A 16,396-nucleotide genomic window follows, 5' to 3' on the forward strand; every position below is an offset into this window, starting at 1 on the left:
ACGTCGGGGTGCACCGGCGGGGCGGCCGGGGCGGGCTCCACCGAGTCCGGGTCGGCCGACGGCGCGTGTCGGGTGGCCCGGCGGCGCGGGCGGGCGGTGACGGTGGTGGGTTCCGGGGAGCTGAACTGGGCGCCGAAGCGGGGCGCCTCGGCGTCCTCCGCCGGCGCGCGGGTCGGCGGGATGGCCGCGGCCTCCAGGGTCGCGGCGTCGGCCCGCAGCTCGGCGACCGGCTCCGCGGAGTCCTCGGCCGGCTCCTCGGTGGGCTCCTCGTCGGGGGCGGGCTCGCCGGCCGGGATGTCCGGCGGGGTGGTGTCCTGCGGTTCGGCGACCTGCTGGTCCGGGGTCCCCGGTGTGGTGTCGCTGGTGGTGTCGTCGGTGTCGGCCACGAAGGGCTCGCCTCCTGGTGCGCCCCCGGGCGCCGATCGCCGAGGGCGACTGGCGGCCGCGCAGGGGCGCGGGTCGGGCGGGTCGGTACGCCGTGCGGCGCGCCGGGGCCCGCGTGAAGTCTGTGCGCGGGACCCGGCCGGGTGACCGGGGTCCCGGGTGGTGCTGTGGTCGTGCTGGGCGCAGTGCTGGCTCGCGGGTGGAGCTGTGCTGGTGCTGCAGAAGGCTGGGTGCGCCACGGCTGGCAGTTCGTGGTGCGGGTGACGGGCGCCGGCCCGGGTGCCCGGCGCCGTCCGGGTCAGACCGGCTGGGGCTCCCCCTGGCAGCGGGAGCCGGCCTCGCGGTCGGGCTCGAGCGGGTCGGTCACCTCACCGGTGCCGTCGAGCCGGCCCTGCGCCTCACGCACGGCCCGGGGGGGCACCGGCGGGTGCAGGTCGGCGACGGCAGCCAGTGCGGCCAACACGTCGTCCGGTCGTACGGTAGGCGTCACCTGCCGTACCACCACGTGCAGTATGGCACGACCTGCCTCCCCGGCCACCGATGCCGAGACCAGGGCGGCCCGGACGTCGACGTCCTTGGTGCCGTTCTTCGTGCGCTTGGCGACCATCGCCACCTCGGCCGACAGCAGCGCCCGGACCGCCGCGGACAGCTTCTCCGGGTCCACGTCGGCCAGGTCGATGCGCCAGCGGGTGGAGTCCAGCCGCTCCGCGAGCCCGCCGGTGCCCTCGCCGGCCTCCACGCACTCCAGGACGTCGATGCCCGGGGGCAGCGAGTCGTCCAGCGCCACCCGCACGGCCTCGGGGTCGCAGCGGACCGCCAGCCCGATCTCGACGTACTCCGCCTCCGACGCCGCACCCGTCGGCGCCGCACCCATGTAGCTGATCTTCGGGTGCGGGCTGAAGCCGGCGGAGAACGCCATCGGCACCTGCGCCCGGCGCAGCGCCCGCTCCAGGGCGCGCGCCAGGTCGCGGTGCGAGGCGAACCGCAGCGGGCCGCGCTTGGTGTAGCGCAGCCGCAGCTTCTGCACGGTGGGCGGCGGCGGGGGGCCGTCGGGCTGGCGGGCCATCAGTGCGCGTGTGCCGTGGGCCGGGGCCCGGCGCCGACCGGGGTGAGCGGGATCAGCGAGCGGCCGGTGGGGCCGATCTGGATCTCGGTGCCCATGGTCGGGCAGACGCCGCAGTCGTAGCAGGGGGTCCACCGGCAGTCGGCGACCTCCTCCTCGCTGATCGCGTCCTGCCAGTCGTCCCAGAGCCACTCCTTGTCCAGGCCGGACTCCAGGTGGTCCCAGGGCAGCACCTCGTGCTCCCCGCGCTCGCGGGTGGTGTACCAGTCGAGGTCGACGCCGAAGGGCGCCAGCTCCTCGGCGGCCGCGGCCACCCACCGGTCGTAGGAGAAGTGCTCGCTCCAGCCGTCGAAGTGCCCGCCGTCGCGCCACACCCGCTCGATGACCCGGCCGACGCGGCGGTCCCCGCGGGACAGCAGGCCCTCGATGATCCCGGGCTTGCCGTCGTGGTACCGGATGCCGATGGAGCGGCCCAGCCGGCGGTCGGCGTTGATCGCCTCGCGCAGCACCCGCAGCCGGTGGTCGATGGTCTCGGCCGAGGCCTGCGACGCCCACTGGAAGGGGGTGTGCGGCTTGGGCACGAACCCGCCGATGGAGACGGTGCAGCGGATGTCCTTGGAGCCGCTGGCCTCCCGCCCGGCCCGGATGACCTCGGTGGCGAGCTCGGCGATCTCGAGCACGTCCTCGTCGGTCTCGGTGGGCAGGCCGCACATGAAGTAGAGCTTCACCTGCCGCCAGCCGTTGGCGTAGGCGGTGGTGACGGTGCGGACCAGGTCGTCCTTGGACACGGTCTTGTTGATCACCCGGCGGATGCGCTCGCTGCCGCCCTCGGGGGCGAAGGTGAGCCCGGAGCGGCGCCCGTTGCGGGACAGCTCGTTGGCCAGGGTCACGTTGAAGGCGTCCACCCGGGTCGAGGGCAGCGACAGGCCGGTGTTGGTGCCCTCGTACCGGTCGGCGAGCTCCGTGGCCAGCTGGCCGATCTCGGAGTGGTCGGCGCTGCTCAGGGAGAGCAGGCCCACCTCCTGGTAGCCGGTGGCCTTCAGGCCGGTGTCGACCATCGAGCCGATGCCGGTGATGGTCCGCTCGCGCACCGGGCGGGTGATCATCCCGGCCTGGCAGAACCGGCAGCCGCGGGTGCAGCCGCGGAAGATCTCCACGCTCATCCGCTCGTGCACGCTCTCGGCGAGCGGGACCAGCGGCTGCTTGGGGTAGGGCCACTCGTCGAGGTCCATCACGGTGCGCTTGGCCACCTGCGCGGGGACGTCGTCCCGGGTGCGGGTGAAGGCCTCGATGGTGCCGTCGGGCAGGTAGCTGACCGCGTAGAACTGCGGCACGTAGACGCCCTCGACGCGGGCCAGGCGGGCCAGCAGCTCGGTGCGCCCGCCGGGGCGGCCGGCGTCCTTCCAGGCGGCGACGACGTCGGTGATGTCGCCGACGACCTGCTCGCCGTCGCCGAGCACCGCGCAGTCCACGAAGTCCGCGACCGGCTCGGGGTTGAACGCCGCGTGCCCGCCGGCGACGACGACCGGGTGGGTCTCGTCGCGGTCATGAGCGTGCAGCGGGACGCCGGCGAGGTCGAGCGCCTCGAGCAGGTTGGTGTAGCCGAGCTCGGTGGCGAAGCTGACGCCGAGGACGTCGAAGTCGAGCACCGGCCGGTGGTTCTCCAGCGTGAACTGCCCGACGCCGTGCTCGCGCATGAGCGCGGCGAGGTCGGGCCACACGGCGTAGGTGCGCTCGGCCAGGGCGTCGGGGCGCTCGTTGAGCACCTCGTACAGGATCATCAGGCCCTGGTTGGGCAGGCCGACCTCGTAGGCGTCGGGGTACATGAGCGCCCAGTGGACGGCGACGTCGTCCCACGGCTTGGTCTGGGCGTTCAGCTCGCCGCCGACGTACTGGATCGGCTTCTGCACCTGGGCCAGCAGCGGCTCGAGTCGGGGGTACAGGCTCTCGACAGTCATGGCGCGACCCAGGGTAGCCGGGCCCGCGGGCCCGGCCACCAGCTCACAGGGACGGGAAGAACAGCCCGATCTCGCGCTGGGCCGACTCCGGGGAGTCCGAGCCGTGCACGATGTTGTTCTGCACCTCGAGGGCGAAGTCGCCGCGGATGGTGCCCGGGGCGGCCTTGACCGGGTCGGTGGCGCCGGCCAGGGCCCGGAAGGCCTCGATGGCCCGGGGGCCCTCGGCGACCAGGGCCAGCAGGGGGCCGCCGGTGATGAAGTCGACCAGCGAGCCGAAGAAGGGCTTCTCGGCGTGCTCGGCGTAGTGCTGCTCGGCGGTCTCGCGGGGCAGGGTGCGCAGCTCGGCGGCCACCAGCCGCAGGCCCTTGGCCTCCAGCCGCGAGACGACCTCGCCGACGAGGCCGCGGGCGACGCCGTCGGGCTTGACCAGGATCAGGGTGCGCTCAGTCACGAGGCCGGAGCCTACGGAAGCGTCGTGACCGTCCCGCTGCCGGTGGGCACCAGCTCCACCCAGGTGGTCCCGGGGGCGAGCAGCACCGGGCTGCCGTCGGCGGCGGTGAGGACGACGGGGTCGCCGTCGGCCCCCTTGGACCAGGTGACCGTGGCCGTGCGGCCCCCGGTGGCGACGACGGCCTCTCCCCCGCGACCGGACAGCAGGGTCTCGGGCACGTGGTTGCCGGCCGGGTCCAGCGCGCCGGTCTGCACGACCTCCACCCGCAGGACGACGACGTTGGTCGCCGCCACCCGGACGCCGTCGGCGGCGAACGCGGGGTCGGCGCCCTCGGCCCGCTCCCACACCCGGGTGACCGGGTTCCACGTCCACGACGGCACCGCCTCGGGCGACAGCCGCAGGTCCAACCGGCTGGTCGGGGCACCGGCCACCACCGTGGTCTGGGTGCCCGCGGTGGGCGCGTAGCCGAACTGGGCCGCGGGCGGGGCCTGGTGGGCGGGGTCGGCGGCGGCGTAGAGCGGCGCGGGGTCGAGGTAGACGTTGTGCGGCGCCGACCGCGGACCCTGTCGCGCGAAGCCGTCGTCCCCGGCGTCGAAGCTGAACAGCTGCAGCCCGGCTGCGGTGACCGCCTGCAGGTACTGGCCCTGGCCGCCGGAGGTCGCGAACAGCCCGTGCAGCGGCGCGGTGATCGCCGGGTCCATCGGCCGGGTGGAGCGGACCGGCCCGATGCTGGCCGGCAGGCGGGACTGGTAGACCGCGACCAGCCGGCTGGTGCCGCCCTCGACCAGCTGCTCCCAGACGACGTCGGCCTCGGTGAGCCCCGCCTGCGGCCGCGCGATCGGCGGGTTCTCGATCTTGACGGCGAGCGCCGGCCGGGGGTCGACGGCGGCCACCGGCAGCCCGGTGAGCGGGGCGACCGGCTGCGGCGCGGGTGTGGTGGTCGGCGGCGCGGCGCTGGTCGGGGGAGCCGCGGTCGAGGTCGTGGGTGCAGCGGCCGGGGCCGGCTCGTCGGCCCCGCAACCGCTCAGCAGCACCACCAGGGCCACCGCTGCGGCCCGGTTCCTGGTCGTCGCTCGCACGCCACACGCTCCCACGGGCTCGGTCGTCCCCCACCCACCCCATCGGCGGGCCGCTCCGCCGACCGCACCCGCGTCAACCTGGGTTGACAGGCGACCGACGTCAACCTACGTTGACGAACATGGCCTCCCCCACCGACGCCGTCGCCACCGCGGCCGCCGACGACCCCGCCACGGGCCTGCGCGGGGTCCGGGCACTGCGCGAGCTCGCCGACCGCCTCGAGGTGCACCAGGTCCGCGCCGCCCGCGCGCACGGCTGGTCCTGGCAGGAGGTCGCCGACGCCCTCGGCGTCAGCCGGCAGGCCGTCCACAAGAAGCACGCCCGCTCCCGGAAGGAGCCCTGAGGTGTTCGAACGCTTCACCACCGAGGCCCGGACGGCCGTCGTCCGGGCCGAGGACGTCGCCCGCACGACCGGCGCCGACCGGGTCGGACCCGTGCACCTGTTGCTGGCGGTCGCGGCCGGCGCGGGCACCGGCGCCGACGCGCTCCGCCGGGCAGGGTTGGACCCCGACCAGGCCCGGCGGGCAGCCGCCGACCTGGACGGCGCCTCGCTCGCCGCGCTCGGGGTGGACCTCGAGCAGGTGCGGGAGCTGGCCGAGCGGACCTTCGGGGCCGGCGCCCTGGACCGCCCCGCCCACAGCGGGCACCTGCGGTTCACCGAGGGCGCGAAGCGGGCCCTGCAGGAGGCGCTGCGGGCCGCGGTCGCCCGCGGCCGGCGCCGTCTCGACGACGGCTCCGTGCTGCTCGGCGTCCTGGCCGTGCAGGACGCCGCGGTGGTCGCGGTGCTCCGCGACCAGCGGGTGGACCCCCGCGTCGTGCGCGACCACCTGGACGGTCCGCGGGCGGCCTGACCCCGTCCGCCCGGGCCCGCACCGGGGTTCAGCCAGCCTGGTCCGGGCGGGCAGGCGGGTCGGGCACCGGCCCGAAGGGCGACCCGACGAGGTCCTTGCGGGTCTGCAGCAGGTACAGCCAGATGAGCAGGAACACCCCGCCGACGAACCACATGGCACTCGACGCCAGGCCGGTGAGCAGCAGCGGGACCTGCAGGACGGTGCCGACCAGCAGGCCCTGCGGCCGGCGCTGCACCCCGCTGGCCAGCACGAGCACCACGGCCAGCACGACCAGCACGGCGAGCACCCCGCCGCCCAGGCCGTCGGTCCGCGCGACCGCCCGGGGCACGAACAGGACGGCGAGGCCCTCCAGGAACAGGGTGGCCGCCGCCGCGCCGCCCAGCGCCTTGGCCGCCCGGGCCGGGTCGGCCGCCCGCGGGGTGCTGCTCATGCGTCCCTGCGCCCCATCAGGGTGCGGGCCTCCCCGGCGGTGATGACGCTGCCGGTGACCAGCACGCCGGAGCCGCCGAGGGCGTGGTCGGGACCGGCCTCGGCGAGCTCGATCGCCGACTCCAGCGCGTCGGTCAACCGGGGGTGCACGCTCACCCGGTCGGCGCCGAAGACGTCCACGGCGAGGGCCCCCAGCTCGTCGGCGGGCATCGCCCGGGCCGAGCTGTTCTGGGTGACCACCAGCTCGGCGCACAACGGCTCCAGAGCGGCGAGCATGCCGGCGACGTCCTTGCCGCGGACGCACCCGACGACCCCGACCAGCCGGGTGAAGTCGAAGGACTCCCGCACCGCGTCGACGGTCACCGCCATCCCGGCCGGGTTGTGCGCCGCGTCGACCAGCACGGTCGGCGAGGTGCGCACCCGCTCCAGCCGGCCCGGCGAGCGCACGGCCGCGAACGCCGCGCGCACGACCTCCGGGTCGACCGGGCCGCTGGCCGCACCGGCGCCCAGGAACGCCTCGACCGCGGCCAGCGCCACGGTGGCGTTCTGCGCCTGGTGCGCGCCGAACAGCGGCAGGTAGACCTCGGGGTACTCCCCGCCCAGGCCCTGGATGCGCAGCTGCTGCCCGCCGACGGCGACCTTCCGCTCCAGCAGGCCGAACTCGGTGCCCTCCCGCGCGACGGTCGCCTCGACCTCCACGGCCCGGCGGACGAGCGCCTCGAGCGCGCCGGGCGGTTGGTGGGCGAGCACGGCGACGACGTCGGGCCCCGGCACGCCCTCCTCGGTGGGCGGCGCGGGCTTGATGATCCCGGCCTTCTCGGTGGCGATGCTGGCGACGTCGGGCCCGAGGTACTCGGCGTGGTCGAGCGAGACGGGCGTGACGACGGCGACCCGGGCGTCCACGACGTTGGTGGCGTCCCAGGTGCCGCCCATGCCGACCTCGACCACGGCGACGTCGACCGGCGTCTCGGCGAACGCGGCGTAGGCCATCGCGACCACGACCTCGAAGAAGGACATCGGGACGTCGGAGGAGCCGTCGACCATGCGCACGTACGGGGCGACGTCGTCGTGCACCTCGACGAACCGCTCGGCGCTGATCGGCCTGCCGTCGACCACGATCCGCTCCCGCACCGACTCCAGGTGCGGGCTGGTGAACCGCCCGACCCGCAGCCCGAAGCCGCGCAGCAGCTCGTCGACCATCCGGGCGGTCGAGGTCTTGCCGTTCGTCCCGGTCACGTGGACGACGGGGAAGGCGCGGTGCGGCGAGCCCAGCAGGTCCAGCACCGCGGAGATGCGGGTGAGGCTGGGCTCCAGGCGGCTCTCGGGCCACCGGGCCAGGAGCTCGGCCTCGACGCGGGCCTCGTCGCGGGACCGGTCACGGGAGGTGGTCACTCCGTCAAGAATGCCAGTCGCGGGGCTTCCTAGGATGGGCGCATGCCAGCAGACGCCACCACCCCGGGCACGGTGCCCGACAAGCCCACCCTGGAGGGCCTCGAGGCCAAGTGGGTGGACGCCTGGGCGCGCGACGACGTCTACGGCTTCGACCGGGCGGCCTCGCTCGCCGCGCCCCGCTCGCAGACCTACGCCATCGACACCCCGCCGCCGACGGCCAGCGGGTCGCTGCACGTCGGGCACGTGTTCAGCTACACGCACACCGACATCGTCGCCCGCTACCACCGGATGACCGGCAAGCACGTCTTCTACCCGATGGGCTGGGACGACAACGGCCTGCCGACCGAGCGCCGGGTGCAGAACTTCTACGGCGTCCGCTGCGACCCGTCACTGCCCTACGACCCGACGTTCGAGCCGCCGGAGAAGCCCGGCAAGGACCAGCTGCCGATCAGCCGGCGCAACTTCGTCGAGCTGTGCGAGCGGCTGACCGCCGTCGACGAGGCCGAGTTCGAGAAGCTGTGGCGCCAGGTCGGTCTGTCGGTCGACTGGGGCAACGTCTACCGGACCATCTCCGAGACCTCCCGGGCCACTGCGCAGCGGGCGTTCCTGCACAACCTGGCCCGCGGCGAGGCCTACGCCCAGGAGGCGCCGACCCTCTGGGACGTCACCTTCCGCACGGCCGTCGCCCAGGCCGAGCTCGAGGACCGCGAGCGCCCCGGCGCCTACCACCGGGTCGCCTTCGCCGGCCCGGCCGGTCCGGTGCACATCGAGACCACCCGCCCCGAGCTGCTGCCGGCCTGCGTCGCGCTGGTCGCCCACCCCGACGACGAGCGCTACCAGCCGCTGTTCGGCCAGACCGTGCGCACGCCGCTGTTCGGTGTCGAGGTCCCGGTCGTCGCGCACCGCCTGGCCGAGAAGGACAAGGGCTCGGGCATCGCCATGATCTGCACCTTCGGCGACCTCACCGACGTGACCTGGTGGCGGGAGCTGCAGCTGCCCACCCGGGCGATCATCGGCTGGGACGGCCGGCTGCTGCCCGACGCCCCGGACGGCGTCCCGGCCGAGGTCTACGCCGAGCTGGCCGGGAAGACCGTGTTCAGCGCGCAGCAGCGCATCGTCGAGCTGCTGCGGGAGTCCGGCGACCTGGAGGGCGAGCCGAGGCCGATCACCCACCCGGTGAAGTTCTTCGAGAAGGGCGAGCGCCCGCTGGAGATCGTCACCACCCGCCAGTGGTACATCCGCAACGGCGGCCGGGACGCCGACCTGCGCGCCGCCCTGGTCGCCCGCGGCCGGGAGATCCAGTGGGTGCCCGAGCACATGCGGCACCGCTACGAGAACTGGGTCGAGGGCCTCAACGGCGACTGGCTGATCAGCCGGCAGCGGTTCTTCGGCGTCCCGTTCCCGGTCTGGTACCGCCTCGACGACGCCGGGGAGCCGGTCCACGAGCAGCCGATCCTGGCGCCGGAGTCCGCGCTGCCGGTCGACCCGTCCTCCGACGTCCCCGAGGGGTACAGCGAGGACCAGCGCGGTGTGCCCGGTGGGTTCGTCGCCGACCCCGACGTGATGGACACCTGGGCGACGTCGTCGCTGTCCCCGCAGGTGGCCTCGGGCTGGGACACCGACCCGGAGCTGTTCGCGCACGTCTTCCCGATGGACCTGCGCCCGCAGGCGCACGACATCATCCGCACCTGGCTGTTCTCCACCGTCGTGCGGGCGCACTACGAGCAGCAGCAGGTGCCGTGGACGCACGCGGCGATCTCCGGATTCGTGGTCGACCCCGACCGCAAGAAGATGAGCAAGTCCAAGGGCAACGCCACCACGCCCGTCGACGTGCTGGAGAAGTACGGCACCGACGCCGTCCGCTGGCGCGCCGCCGGCGCCCGCCCGGGTGCGGACTCCCCCTTCGACGAGGTGCAGATGAAGGTCGGCCGCCGGCTGGCCATCAAGCTGCTCAACGTCGGCAAGTTCGTGCTGGGCAGCATCGGGGCCACCGCGGACCTGGTCGGCACGCCGGTCACCGAGCCGGTGGACGCGGCACTGCTCGCCCGGTTGCGCGAGGTGGTCGCCGAGGCCACCGCGGCGATGGAGGCCTACAACTACACCCGGGCGCTGGAGGTCACCGAGACCTTCTTCTGGCAGTTCTGCGACGACCACGTGGAGCTGGTGAAGACCCGCGCGTACGGGGAGGACGGCGGCCCGGCCGAGGGGGCGACGTCGGCGAAGGCGGGGTTGGCCACCGCGCTGTCGGTGCTGACCCGGCTGCTGGCGCCGGTGCTGCCCTTCGCCACCGAGGAGGTCTGGTCGTGGTGGCAGACCGGCTCGGTGCACCGCGCGCCCTGGCCGACCGTCGAGGAGCTGCCCGCCGGCGGGGACTCCGCCCTGGTGGGTGTCGCCGCCGAGGCGCTGGCCGCCGTCCGCAAGGCCAAGAGCGAGGCCAAGGTGTCGATGCGGGCGCCGGTCGAGTCCGCCGTGGTGCGCGCCCCGGCCGAGCAGGTCGCCCTCGTCGAGGCGGTCCGCCGCGACCTGGTGGCCGCCGGGATCATCTCGACGCTCACGGTCGAACCCGGCGAGGGCCCGCTGACCGTCGACGTGGTCCTCGCCGAGACGCCGGCGGAGTAACCCGCCTCCTCCGGGGTTCTCGCCCCCTCGACGCGCGTCGACAGGGCGGGAACCCCGGAGTCCGTCGCGCGGCCTGGGCCGCCGGCTAACCCACGACCTTCTGAACGCCCACGGCCCAGAACCGGGAGGGTTCTGGGCCGTGGGCGTTCGGGGCCTCGAGGGCCCCGGGGAGGTCAGGCGGACTTCTCGCGGCGCTCGCGGGCGGGCTTGCGCGGCACGATGGTCGGGTTCACGTGCTCCAGCACGACCTCGCCGGTGATGACCACGGTCGCGACGTCGTCCCGGCTGGGGATGTCGTACATGACCGACTGCAGCACCTCCTCGAGGATCGCCCGCAGGCCACGGGCACCGGTGCCGCGCAGCAGCGCCTGGTCGGCGACGGCCTCGAGGGCGTCGTCGGTGAACTCCAGGTCCACGCCGTCGAGCTCGAAGAGCTTGCGGTACTGGCGCACCAGCGCGTTCTTCGGCTCGGTGAGGATGTTGATCAGCGCCGTGCGGTCGAGTTTCTGCACCGTGGTGATGACCGGCAGGCGGCCGATGAACTCGGGGATCATGCCGAACTTCAGCAGGTCCTCGGGGAGCACCTGCGCGATCGCGTTGGCCTCCTCGATCTCGGCCTTGCCCCGGACCTGGGCGCCGAAGCCGATGCCCTGCTTGCCGGTGCGGGCCTCGATGACCTCTTCGAGACCGGCGAAGGCACCACCCACGATGAACAGCACGTTCGTGGTGTCGATCTGGATGAACTCCTGGTGCGGGTGCTTGCGACCGCCCTGCGGCGGCACCGAGGCGGTGGTGCCCTCGAGGATCTTCAGCAGCGCCTGCTGCACGCCCTCGCCGGAGACGTCCCGGGTGATCGACGGGTTCTCGCTCTTGCGGGCGATCTTGTCGACCTCGTCGATGTAGATGATGCCGGTCTCGGCCCGCTTGACGTCGTAGTCGGCGGCCTGGATCAGCTTGAGCAGGATGTTCTCGACGTCCTCGCCGACGTAGCCGGCCTCGGTCAGGGCGGTGGCGTCGGCGATGGCGAAGGGCACGTTGAGCATCCGGGCCAGCGTCTGGGCCAGGTGGGTCTTGCCGCACCCGGTGGGGCCCATCAGCAGGATGTTGGACTTGGCGAGCTCGACGCCCTCGTCGCGCGAGGCGCGCTCCCCGCCGGCCTGGATCCGCTTGTAGTGGTTGTAGACGGCGACGGCGAGGGTGCGCTTGGCCTTGTCCTGGCCGATCACGTACTGCTCGAGGAAGGCGTGGATCTCCTTCGGCTTGGGCAGTTCGTCGAACTTGAGGTCCGAGGACTCGCTGAGCTCCTCCTCGATGATCTCGTTGCACAGCTCGATGCACTCGTCGCAGATGTAGACCCCGGGGCCAGCGATGAGCTTCTTGACCTGCTTCTGGCTCTTCCCGCAGAACGAGCACTTGAGCAGGTCGCCGCTCTCACCGATACGTGCCACCTGGCTGACCTCCGTGTCACAACGGACCTGCTGGGAAGTGCAGGCCCTCGATCGTCGTCCCTGACCCCGCCGGCGGCGGGACTCGTGCGCGAGCCGGCGGGTGCCGGGGATCGGGCGTCCGCCGACCGTACCGGCCCTCTCCGACGTTCCCGGGCAGTGACGCACCCGGGTGTCAGACGTCGTCCATCGCCTTCCACACGCGCCCCGGGGACCCCCGGTGCACGTCTGTGACCGTAGGGCTCCGGAGCCTCACGAGCGAGGCCCCGGAGCCCGTCGGGTCACGCCGGGAGGGCGTTGAGCTTGCGGCTCTGGATGACCTCGTCGACGATCCCGTACTCCTTGGCCTCGGTGGCCGTGAGGATCTTGTCGCGGTCGATGTCCTTGCGGACCTGCTCCTGGGACCGGCCGGTGTGCCGGGCCAGGATCTGCTCCATCTGGGTGCGCACGCGCTCGATCTCGGCGGCGTGGATCTCCAGGTCGGTGACCTGGCCGCCGGCCTCGCCCGAGGGCTGGTGGATGAGCACCCGGGAGTAGGGCAGCGCCAGCCGCTTGCCCTTGGTCCCGGCCGCGAGCAGGACGGCGGCCGCGGAGGCGGCCTGGCCCATGCAGACGGTCTGGATGTCCGGGCGGACGAACTGCATCGTGTCGTAGATGGCCATCAGGGCGGTGAACGAGCCACCGGGCGAGTTGATGTACATCGTGATGTCGCGGTCGGGGTCGGTGGACTCCAGCGTGATCAGCTGGGCCATGACGTCGTTGGCGCTGGCGTCGTCGACCTGCACGCCGAGGAAGATGATGCGTTCCTCGAAGAGCTTGTTGTAGGGGTTGGACTCCTTCATGCCGTAGCTGGTGCGCTCGGTGAAGGAGGGCAGGATGTAGCGGCTGCTGGGCAGCTGGAAGCTCATGTCAGGTCCTCCGGCGTCAGTTCTCGGTGACCGGGTTGTCGGTCTCGGTGGTCGCGGAGGCCTTGCTCACGACGTGGTCGACGAAGCCGTACTCCAGCGCCTCCTGGGCGGTGAACCAGCGGTCGCGGTCGGAGTCCTCGTTGATGCGTTCGACGGTCTGCCCGGTGTGCAGCGACTGGAGCTCGTTGAGCTCCCGCTTCGTGCGGCGGAACAGGTCGGCCTGGATGGCGATGTCGGCCGCGGTGCCGCCGACGCCCGCGGAGGGCTGGTGCATCATGATCCGCGCGTGCGGCAGGGCGTAGCGCTTGCCCTTGGTGCCGGCGGTGAGCAGGAACTGGCCCATCGAGGCCGCCAGGCCCATCCCGTAGGTGGCCACGTCGCAGTCGATGAACTGCATCGTGTCGTAGATCGCCATGCCGGCGCTCACCGAGCCACCGGGCGAGTTGATGTACAGGTGGATGTCGCGCTTGGGGTCCTCGGCGGACAGCAGCAGCATCTGGGCGGCCAGCTGGTTGGCGATCGTGTCGTCGACCTGGGTGCCCAGGAAGATGATGCGCTCGCGCAGGAGGCGCTCGTAGACCGAGTCGCCGAGGTTCATCATGGTCCCGGCGCCGCGCATCACCGGCGCGGTCGGGTGTGTGGTGCTCACGTGTGCGGTGACCTCCGTAGGACTGTCGAGCAGGCGGTCTCTGGGTGGTGGTGCCGTGGTGCTGTGGGCCGCCGGGGGCGGGCCGTGCCCGCTGCCGGGGGTGGCCCTTCTCGGTGTCACGTCGACCCTAACGCGCACGTCCGACAGGCCACTCCCGCTGCGGCCGGTGTTCGCCGAGGGCGCACACCCGGCGCCGGGGACGACGACGCCCGCCCCACCGCGGGGTGCGCGGCGGGACGGGCGTCGTGGGTGGTGCGGAGGGGTCAGGCCTCGTCGTCCGACGCCTTCGGGGCGGCCTTCTTGGCCGGGGCCTTCTTGGCCGGTGCCTTCTTCGCGGCGGCCTTCTTCGCCGGCTTCTCCTCGGCGTCGGAGTCGGCGTCGTCGGACGCCTCGGCGCCGGCCGCCTTCTTCGCCGGGGCCTTCTTGGCCGGCGCCTTCTTCGCGGCGGCCTTCTTCGCCGGCTTCTCCTCGGCGTCGTCGCCGGCGTCGTCGGCGGCGGCGTCCGCGTCGGCGGAGCCCTCGGCGCCCTCGGTCCGCGGGCGCAGCGCCTCGAGGTCGACCTCGTTGCCCGACGCGTCGGTGATCGTGGTCTGCTCGAGCAGCTGGGCCAGGGCCTTGGTGCGGCGGACGTCGGCGACGAAGTCGGCGATGCCGTTGCCCTGCTGCAGCTGCTGGGCGTACTGCTCCGGGCTCATCCGGTTGCGCTGGGCCTGGGCCATGATCTGGGCCGACAGGTCGTCATTGTCGACGGTGACCTCGCGGGCGTCGGCGATCGCGTCGAGCACGAACTGGGTGCGCACCGCGTTCTCGACGTTGCCGCGCATGTCGGCGTCGTAGGCCTCGCGGCCGTCGACGCCGGACATCTCGAAGTAGGAGTCCCAGTCCATCCCGGCCTGCTGGAGCTCGCGCTCCATGGCCTGGGTGCGCCACTGCAGCTCGCGCTCGACCAGGTTCTCGGGCACCGGGACCTCGGTGACCTCCAGCAGGTGCTCGACCAGCTTGTCGCGGGCCTGGCTGCCCTGCTGCATGACCTTGACCCGGCCCAGACGGGCGCGGACGTCGTCGCGCAGCTCGGCGAGGGTGTCGAACTCGCTGGCCGTGGAGGCGAAGTCGTCGTCGAGCTCGGGCAGGTCCTTGGCCTTGACCGAGCGGACGGTGACGGTGACCTCGGCCTCGCGGCCGGCGTTCTCCCCCGACAGCAGCGCGGTGCTGAAGGTGGCGGACTCGTCGGCGGACAGGCCGCGCACGGCCTCGTCCAGGCCCTCCATGAGCGTGCCGGTGCCGACCTCGTAGGACATGCCCGAGGTGGTGCCGTCCTCGAGCACCTCGCCGTCCAGCTTCGCCTCCAGGTCGATGGAGACGAAGTCGCCGTCGGCGGCGGCCCGGTCGACGCCGGTCAGCACGGCGAACCGCTCGCGCATGACGTCGACCTGGCTGTCGACCTCGTCGTCGGTGACCTCGACGTCGTCGACGGTGACCGCGAGGGAGTCCAGCTCGGGGAGCTCCAGGACGGGGGCGACGTCGACCTCGGCGGTGAAGGCCAGGGTGTCGCCGTCGTCGATGCGGGTGACCTCGACGTCGGGCTGGGACAGCACCCGCACCTGGTTCTCGCGGACGACCTCGCCGTAGATCTCGGGGACGGCGTGCTGCACGACCTGCTCGAGGACGACGGGCCGGCCGATGCGCTGGTCGAGGATCCGGTTGGGGACCTTGCCCGGGCGGAAGCCGGGGACGCGGACCTGCTGGCCCAGCTCCTTGTAGACGACGCCGAAGGCGTGGTCCAGGTCGCCCCACGGCACCTCGATCGCGAGCCGGACCCGGGTCGGGCCCAGGTTCTCGATGGTGCTCTTCACAGTGCAGCGCTCCTCGGTGCAGACGGTCAGGGTGGGCGGCGCGCCTGCTCGCGTCGAGCGAGGGCGCACCCAGATGCCCGCCAGTCTCCCAGAGACCGGGCGGGCGTCGTGTCGGGGTGACAGGATTTGAACCTGCGGCCCCCTGCTCCCAAAGCAGGTGCGCTACCAAGCTGCGCCACACCCCGTGGCGAGGCCCGAGTCTAGGCCGCAGGCCAACAGCTACCCTGGTCGGGCACTGCCTCGCGGGTGTAGCTCAATGGTAGAGCCCCAGCCTTCCAAGCTGGCCATGCCGGTTCGATCCCGGTCACCCGCTCTCACGAGCCGGGCAGCGCCTCCACGGGGGGCGTCGCCGGCAGCCCGAACAGCTCGAAGAGCCGGGTGTCCAGGAACGACGTGATCCGGCTGATCCGGCCGTCGTGGACCTCGAGGGCCTGCAGGGCGAAGGGCGCCCACCCGCCCTGGCCGTCGGGCTTCCACTGCGCGAACGCCGTCGACCCGTTGAGGTCCACCGGCAGCAGCGCCGAGCCCTTGCACCCCGACCCGGGGCCCTGCATCCAGGCCACGACGTCGGACGCCGAGCGCAGCCACATCGCGAAGGGCGGCATGTCCTGCACCGCGTCGTCGTGCAGCAGCTTGACGAAGGCGTCCATGTCGTAGCGCTGGAAGGCGTCGACGTAGGCGGCCAGCAGCTCGGCCTGGTCGGCGTCCACCTCGCCCGGGCGGGCCCGGGAGTCGTGGCCGGCCAGCGTGGCCCGGGCGCGCTGCAGCGCGCTGTTCACGGCCGCGACGGTGGTGTCCAGCAGGCCGGCGACCTCCTCGGCCCGCCAGCGCAGCACCTCCCGCAGCACCAGGACCGCCCGCTGCCGGGGCGGCAGCACCTGGAGCGCCGCCACGAAGGCCAGCCGCACCGAGTCGCGCAGGACGGCGGTCTCCGCGGGGTCGCCGCCGAGCACCGACCCGGTCAGCGCCGGCTCCACCCAGGCGCCGTCGGGCAGGGTCTCCGACAGCGACGCCTCGACCGGGGCGTAGGGCTCGTCGGACATGTCCACCGGCAGCGCCCGCCGCTTGCGCCCGTCGAGGGCGTCCAGGCAGACGTTGGTGGCGATCCGGTACAGCCAGGACCGCAGCGCACCGGGCCCCTGCAGCCGGTCCAGCGAGCGCCAGGCCCGGACCATCGTCTCCTGCACGGCGTCCTCGGCGTCGAAGGACGACCCGAGCATCCGGTAGCAGTACCCGGTCAGCTCCCGGCGGTGGGAGGCGATCCGGGCCTCGAGCTCGTCCCGGTCGACGACGGCGGCGTCGAGCAGCTCGGTCATG

14 protein-coding genes, 2 tRNA genes and 1 pseudogene are annotated in these 16,396 nt (G+C 73.4%); 4 read left to right on the top strand and 13 right to left on the bottom strand.

The genetic code is table 11. From position 1 onward, the window contains the following. The 5 genes and pseudogenes from NH342_RS07925 to NH342_RS07945 all read right to left on the bottom strand — a co-directional run. Positions 1-386, bottom strand: a pseudogene (locus NH342_RS07925) (ribonuclease E/G); the annotation flags it as partial. A 296-nt stretch (positions 387-682) separates the two neighbouring features. Further along, positions 683-1,450, bottom strand: coding sequence for a TIGR03936 family radical SAM-associated protein (locus tag NH342_RS07930; protein ID WP_253013469.1), 768 nt, complete (start codon positions 1,448-1,450; stop codon positions 683-685). Next, on the bottom strand, positions 1,450-3,405 hold the full coding sequence (locus NH342_RS07935; protein ID WP_253013471.1) for a TIGR03960 family B12-binding radical SAM protein: 1,956 nt from the start codon (positions 3,403-3,405) through the stop codon (positions 1,450-1,452). The genes NH342_RS07930 and NH342_RS07935 overlap by 1 nt, the downstream gene beginning before the upstream one ends. Before the next feature lie 43 nt (positions 3,406-3,448). Beyond that, positions 3,449-3,856, bottom strand: a complete 408-nt coding sequence (gene ndk, locus NH342_RS07940) for a nucleoside-diphosphate kinase (protein WP_253013473.1) — start codon at positions 3,854-3,856, stop codon at positions 3,449-3,451. 11 nt (positions 3,857-3,867) lie between these two features. Further along, positions 3,868-4,935 carry a DUF3048 domain-containing protein gene (locus NH342_RS07945; protein ID WP_253013475.1) on the bottom strand — a complete coding sequence of 356 codons (1,068 nt, stop codon included), beginning with the start codon at positions 4,933-4,935 and terminating at the stop codon, positions 3,868-3,870. Between the two features lie 119 nt (positions 4,936-5,054). On the opposite strand from NH342_RS07945, the gene NH342_RS07950 reads away from it, so the two are divergent. Then, a complete protein-coding gene (locus NH342_RS07950; protein WP_253013477.1) occupies positions 5,055-5,276 on the top strand; it encodes a helix-turn-helix domain-containing protein in 222 nt (73 codons plus the stop codon). Position 5,277: 1 nt separating this feature from the next. Next, positions 5,278-5,784 (top strand): Clp protease N-terminal domain-containing protein, encoded by a 507-nt coding sequence (locus NH342_RS07955; protein WP_253013479.1) that lies wholly within the window; start codon positions 5,278-5,280, stop codon positions 5,782-5,784. 28 nt (positions 5,785-5,812) lie between these two features. Here NH342_RS07955 and NH342_RS07960 read toward each other — a convergent pair whose 3' ends face one another. Beyond that, the gene (locus tag NH342_RS07960; RefSeq protein WP_253013481.1) at positions 5,813-6,214 is read right to left on the bottom strand and encodes a DUF4233 domain-containing protein; all 402 of its coding nucleotides are present in this window, start codon (positions 6,212-6,214) and stop codon (positions 5,813-5,815) included. Beyond that, the gene (locus NH342_RS07965; RefSeq protein ID WP_253013483.1) at positions 6,211-7,605 is read right to left on the bottom strand and encodes a folylpolyglutamate synthase/dihydrofolate synthase family protein; all 1,395 of its coding nucleotides are present in this window, start codon (positions 7,603-7,605) and stop codon (positions 6,211-6,213) included. The genes NH342_RS07960 and NH342_RS07965 overlap by 4 nt, the downstream gene beginning before the upstream one ends. A gap of 42 nt (positions 7,606-7,647) precedes the next feature. Between NH342_RS07965 and valS the strand changes: the two genes are divergently transcribed. Further along, a complete protein-coding gene (gene valS, locus NH342_RS07970; protein WP_253013485.1) occupies positions 7,648-10,224 on the top strand; it encodes a valine--tRNA ligase in 2,577 nt (858 codons plus the stop codon). Between the two features lie 173 nt (positions 10,225-10,397). Here the strand turns inward: valS and clpX are convergent, their stop codons facing one another. From clpX to NH342_RS07995, 5 genes are all read right to left on the bottom strand, one after another. Continuing rightward, positions 10,398-11,672: an ATP-dependent Clp protease ATP-binding subunit ClpX gene (clpX, locus tag NH342_RS07975; protein WP_253013487.1), complete on the bottom strand. Its 1,275-nt coding sequence runs from the start codon at positions 11,670-11,672 to the stop codon at positions 10,398-10,400. A gap of 278 nt (positions 11,673-11,950) precedes the next feature. Continuing rightward, on the bottom strand, positions 11,951-12,577 hold the full coding sequence (locus tag NH342_RS07980) for an ATP-dependent Clp protease proteolytic subunit (protein WP_091063428.1): 627 nt from the start codon (positions 12,575-12,577) through the stop codon (positions 11,951-11,953). A gap of 16 nt (positions 12,578-12,593) precedes the next feature. Continuing rightward, positions 12,594-13,196 (bottom strand): ATP-dependent Clp protease proteolytic subunit, encoded by a 603-nt coding sequence (locus NH342_RS07985; protein WP_091563216.1) that lies wholly within the window; start codon positions 13,194-13,196, stop codon positions 12,594-12,596. 293 nt (positions 13,197-13,489) lie between these two features. Further along, entirely contained in the window at positions 13,490-15,079 is a 1,590-nt protein-coding gene (tig, locus tag NH342_RS07990; protein WP_253013489.1) for a trigger factor, read from the bottom strand. A 111-nt stretch (positions 15,080-15,190) separates the two neighbouring features. Continuing rightward, a tRNA-Pro gene (locus NH342_RS07995) sits at positions 15,191-15,264 on the bottom strand. Positions 15,265-15,321: 57 nt separating this feature from the next. On the opposite strand from NH342_RS07995, the gene NH342_RS08000 reads away from it, so the two are divergent. Further along, positions 15,322-15,392 (top strand) — tRNA-Gly (locus NH342_RS08000). A gap of 1 nt (position 15,393) precedes the next feature. Here NH342_RS08000 and NH342_RS08005 read toward each other — a convergent pair. Further along, positions 15,394-16,395 carry a sigma-70 family RNA polymerase sigma factor gene (locus tag NH342_RS08005; protein ID WP_253013491.1) on the bottom strand — a complete coding sequence of 334 codons (1,002 nt, stop codon included), beginning with the start codon at positions 16,393-16,395 and terminating at the stop codon, positions 15,394-15,396. Position 16,396 lies beyond the last annotated feature (1 nt).

This window comes from Klenkia sp. PcliD-1-E (assembly GCF_024124375.1).
Classification (GTDB): Bacteria; Actinomycetota; Actinomycetes; order Mycobacteriales; family Geodermatophilaceae; genus Klenkia.

Excerpts from the sequence above, each read along its gene's own strand:
- NH342_RS07950 (WP_253013477.1), top strand. The coding sequence starts at position 5,055 with ATGGCCTCCCCCACCGACGCCGTCGCCACCGCGGCCGCCGACGACCCC.
- NH342_RS07930 (WP_253013469.1), bottom strand. The coding sequence starts at position 1,450 with ATGGCCCGCCAGCCCGACGGCCCCCCGCCGCCGCCCACCGTGCAGAAG.
- NH342_RS08005 (WP_253013491.1), bottom strand. The coding sequence starts at position 16,395 with ATGACCGAGCTGCTCGACGCCGCCGTCGTCGACCGGGACGAGCTCGAG.
- NH342_RS07960 (WP_253013481.1), bottom strand. The coding sequence starts at position 6,214 with ATGAGCAGCACCCCGCGGGCGGCCGACCCGGCCCGGGCGGCCAAGGCG.
- NH342_RS07935 (WP_253013471.1), bottom strand. The coding sequence starts at position 3,405 with ATGACTGTCGAGAGCCTGTACCCCCGACTCGAGCCGCTGCTGGCCCAG.
- NH342_RS07985 (WP_091563216.1), bottom strand. The coding sequence starts at position 13,196 with ATGCGCGGCGCCGGGACCATGATGAACCTCGGCGACTCGGTCTACGAG.
- NH342_RS07980 (WP_091063428.1), bottom strand. The coding sequence starts at position 12,577 with ATGAGCTTCCAGCTGCCCAGCAGCCGCTACATCCTGCCCTCCTTCACC.
- valS (WP_253013485.1), top strand. The coding sequence starts at position 7,648 with ATGCCAGCAGACGCCACCACCCCGGGCACGGTGCCCGACAAGCCCACC.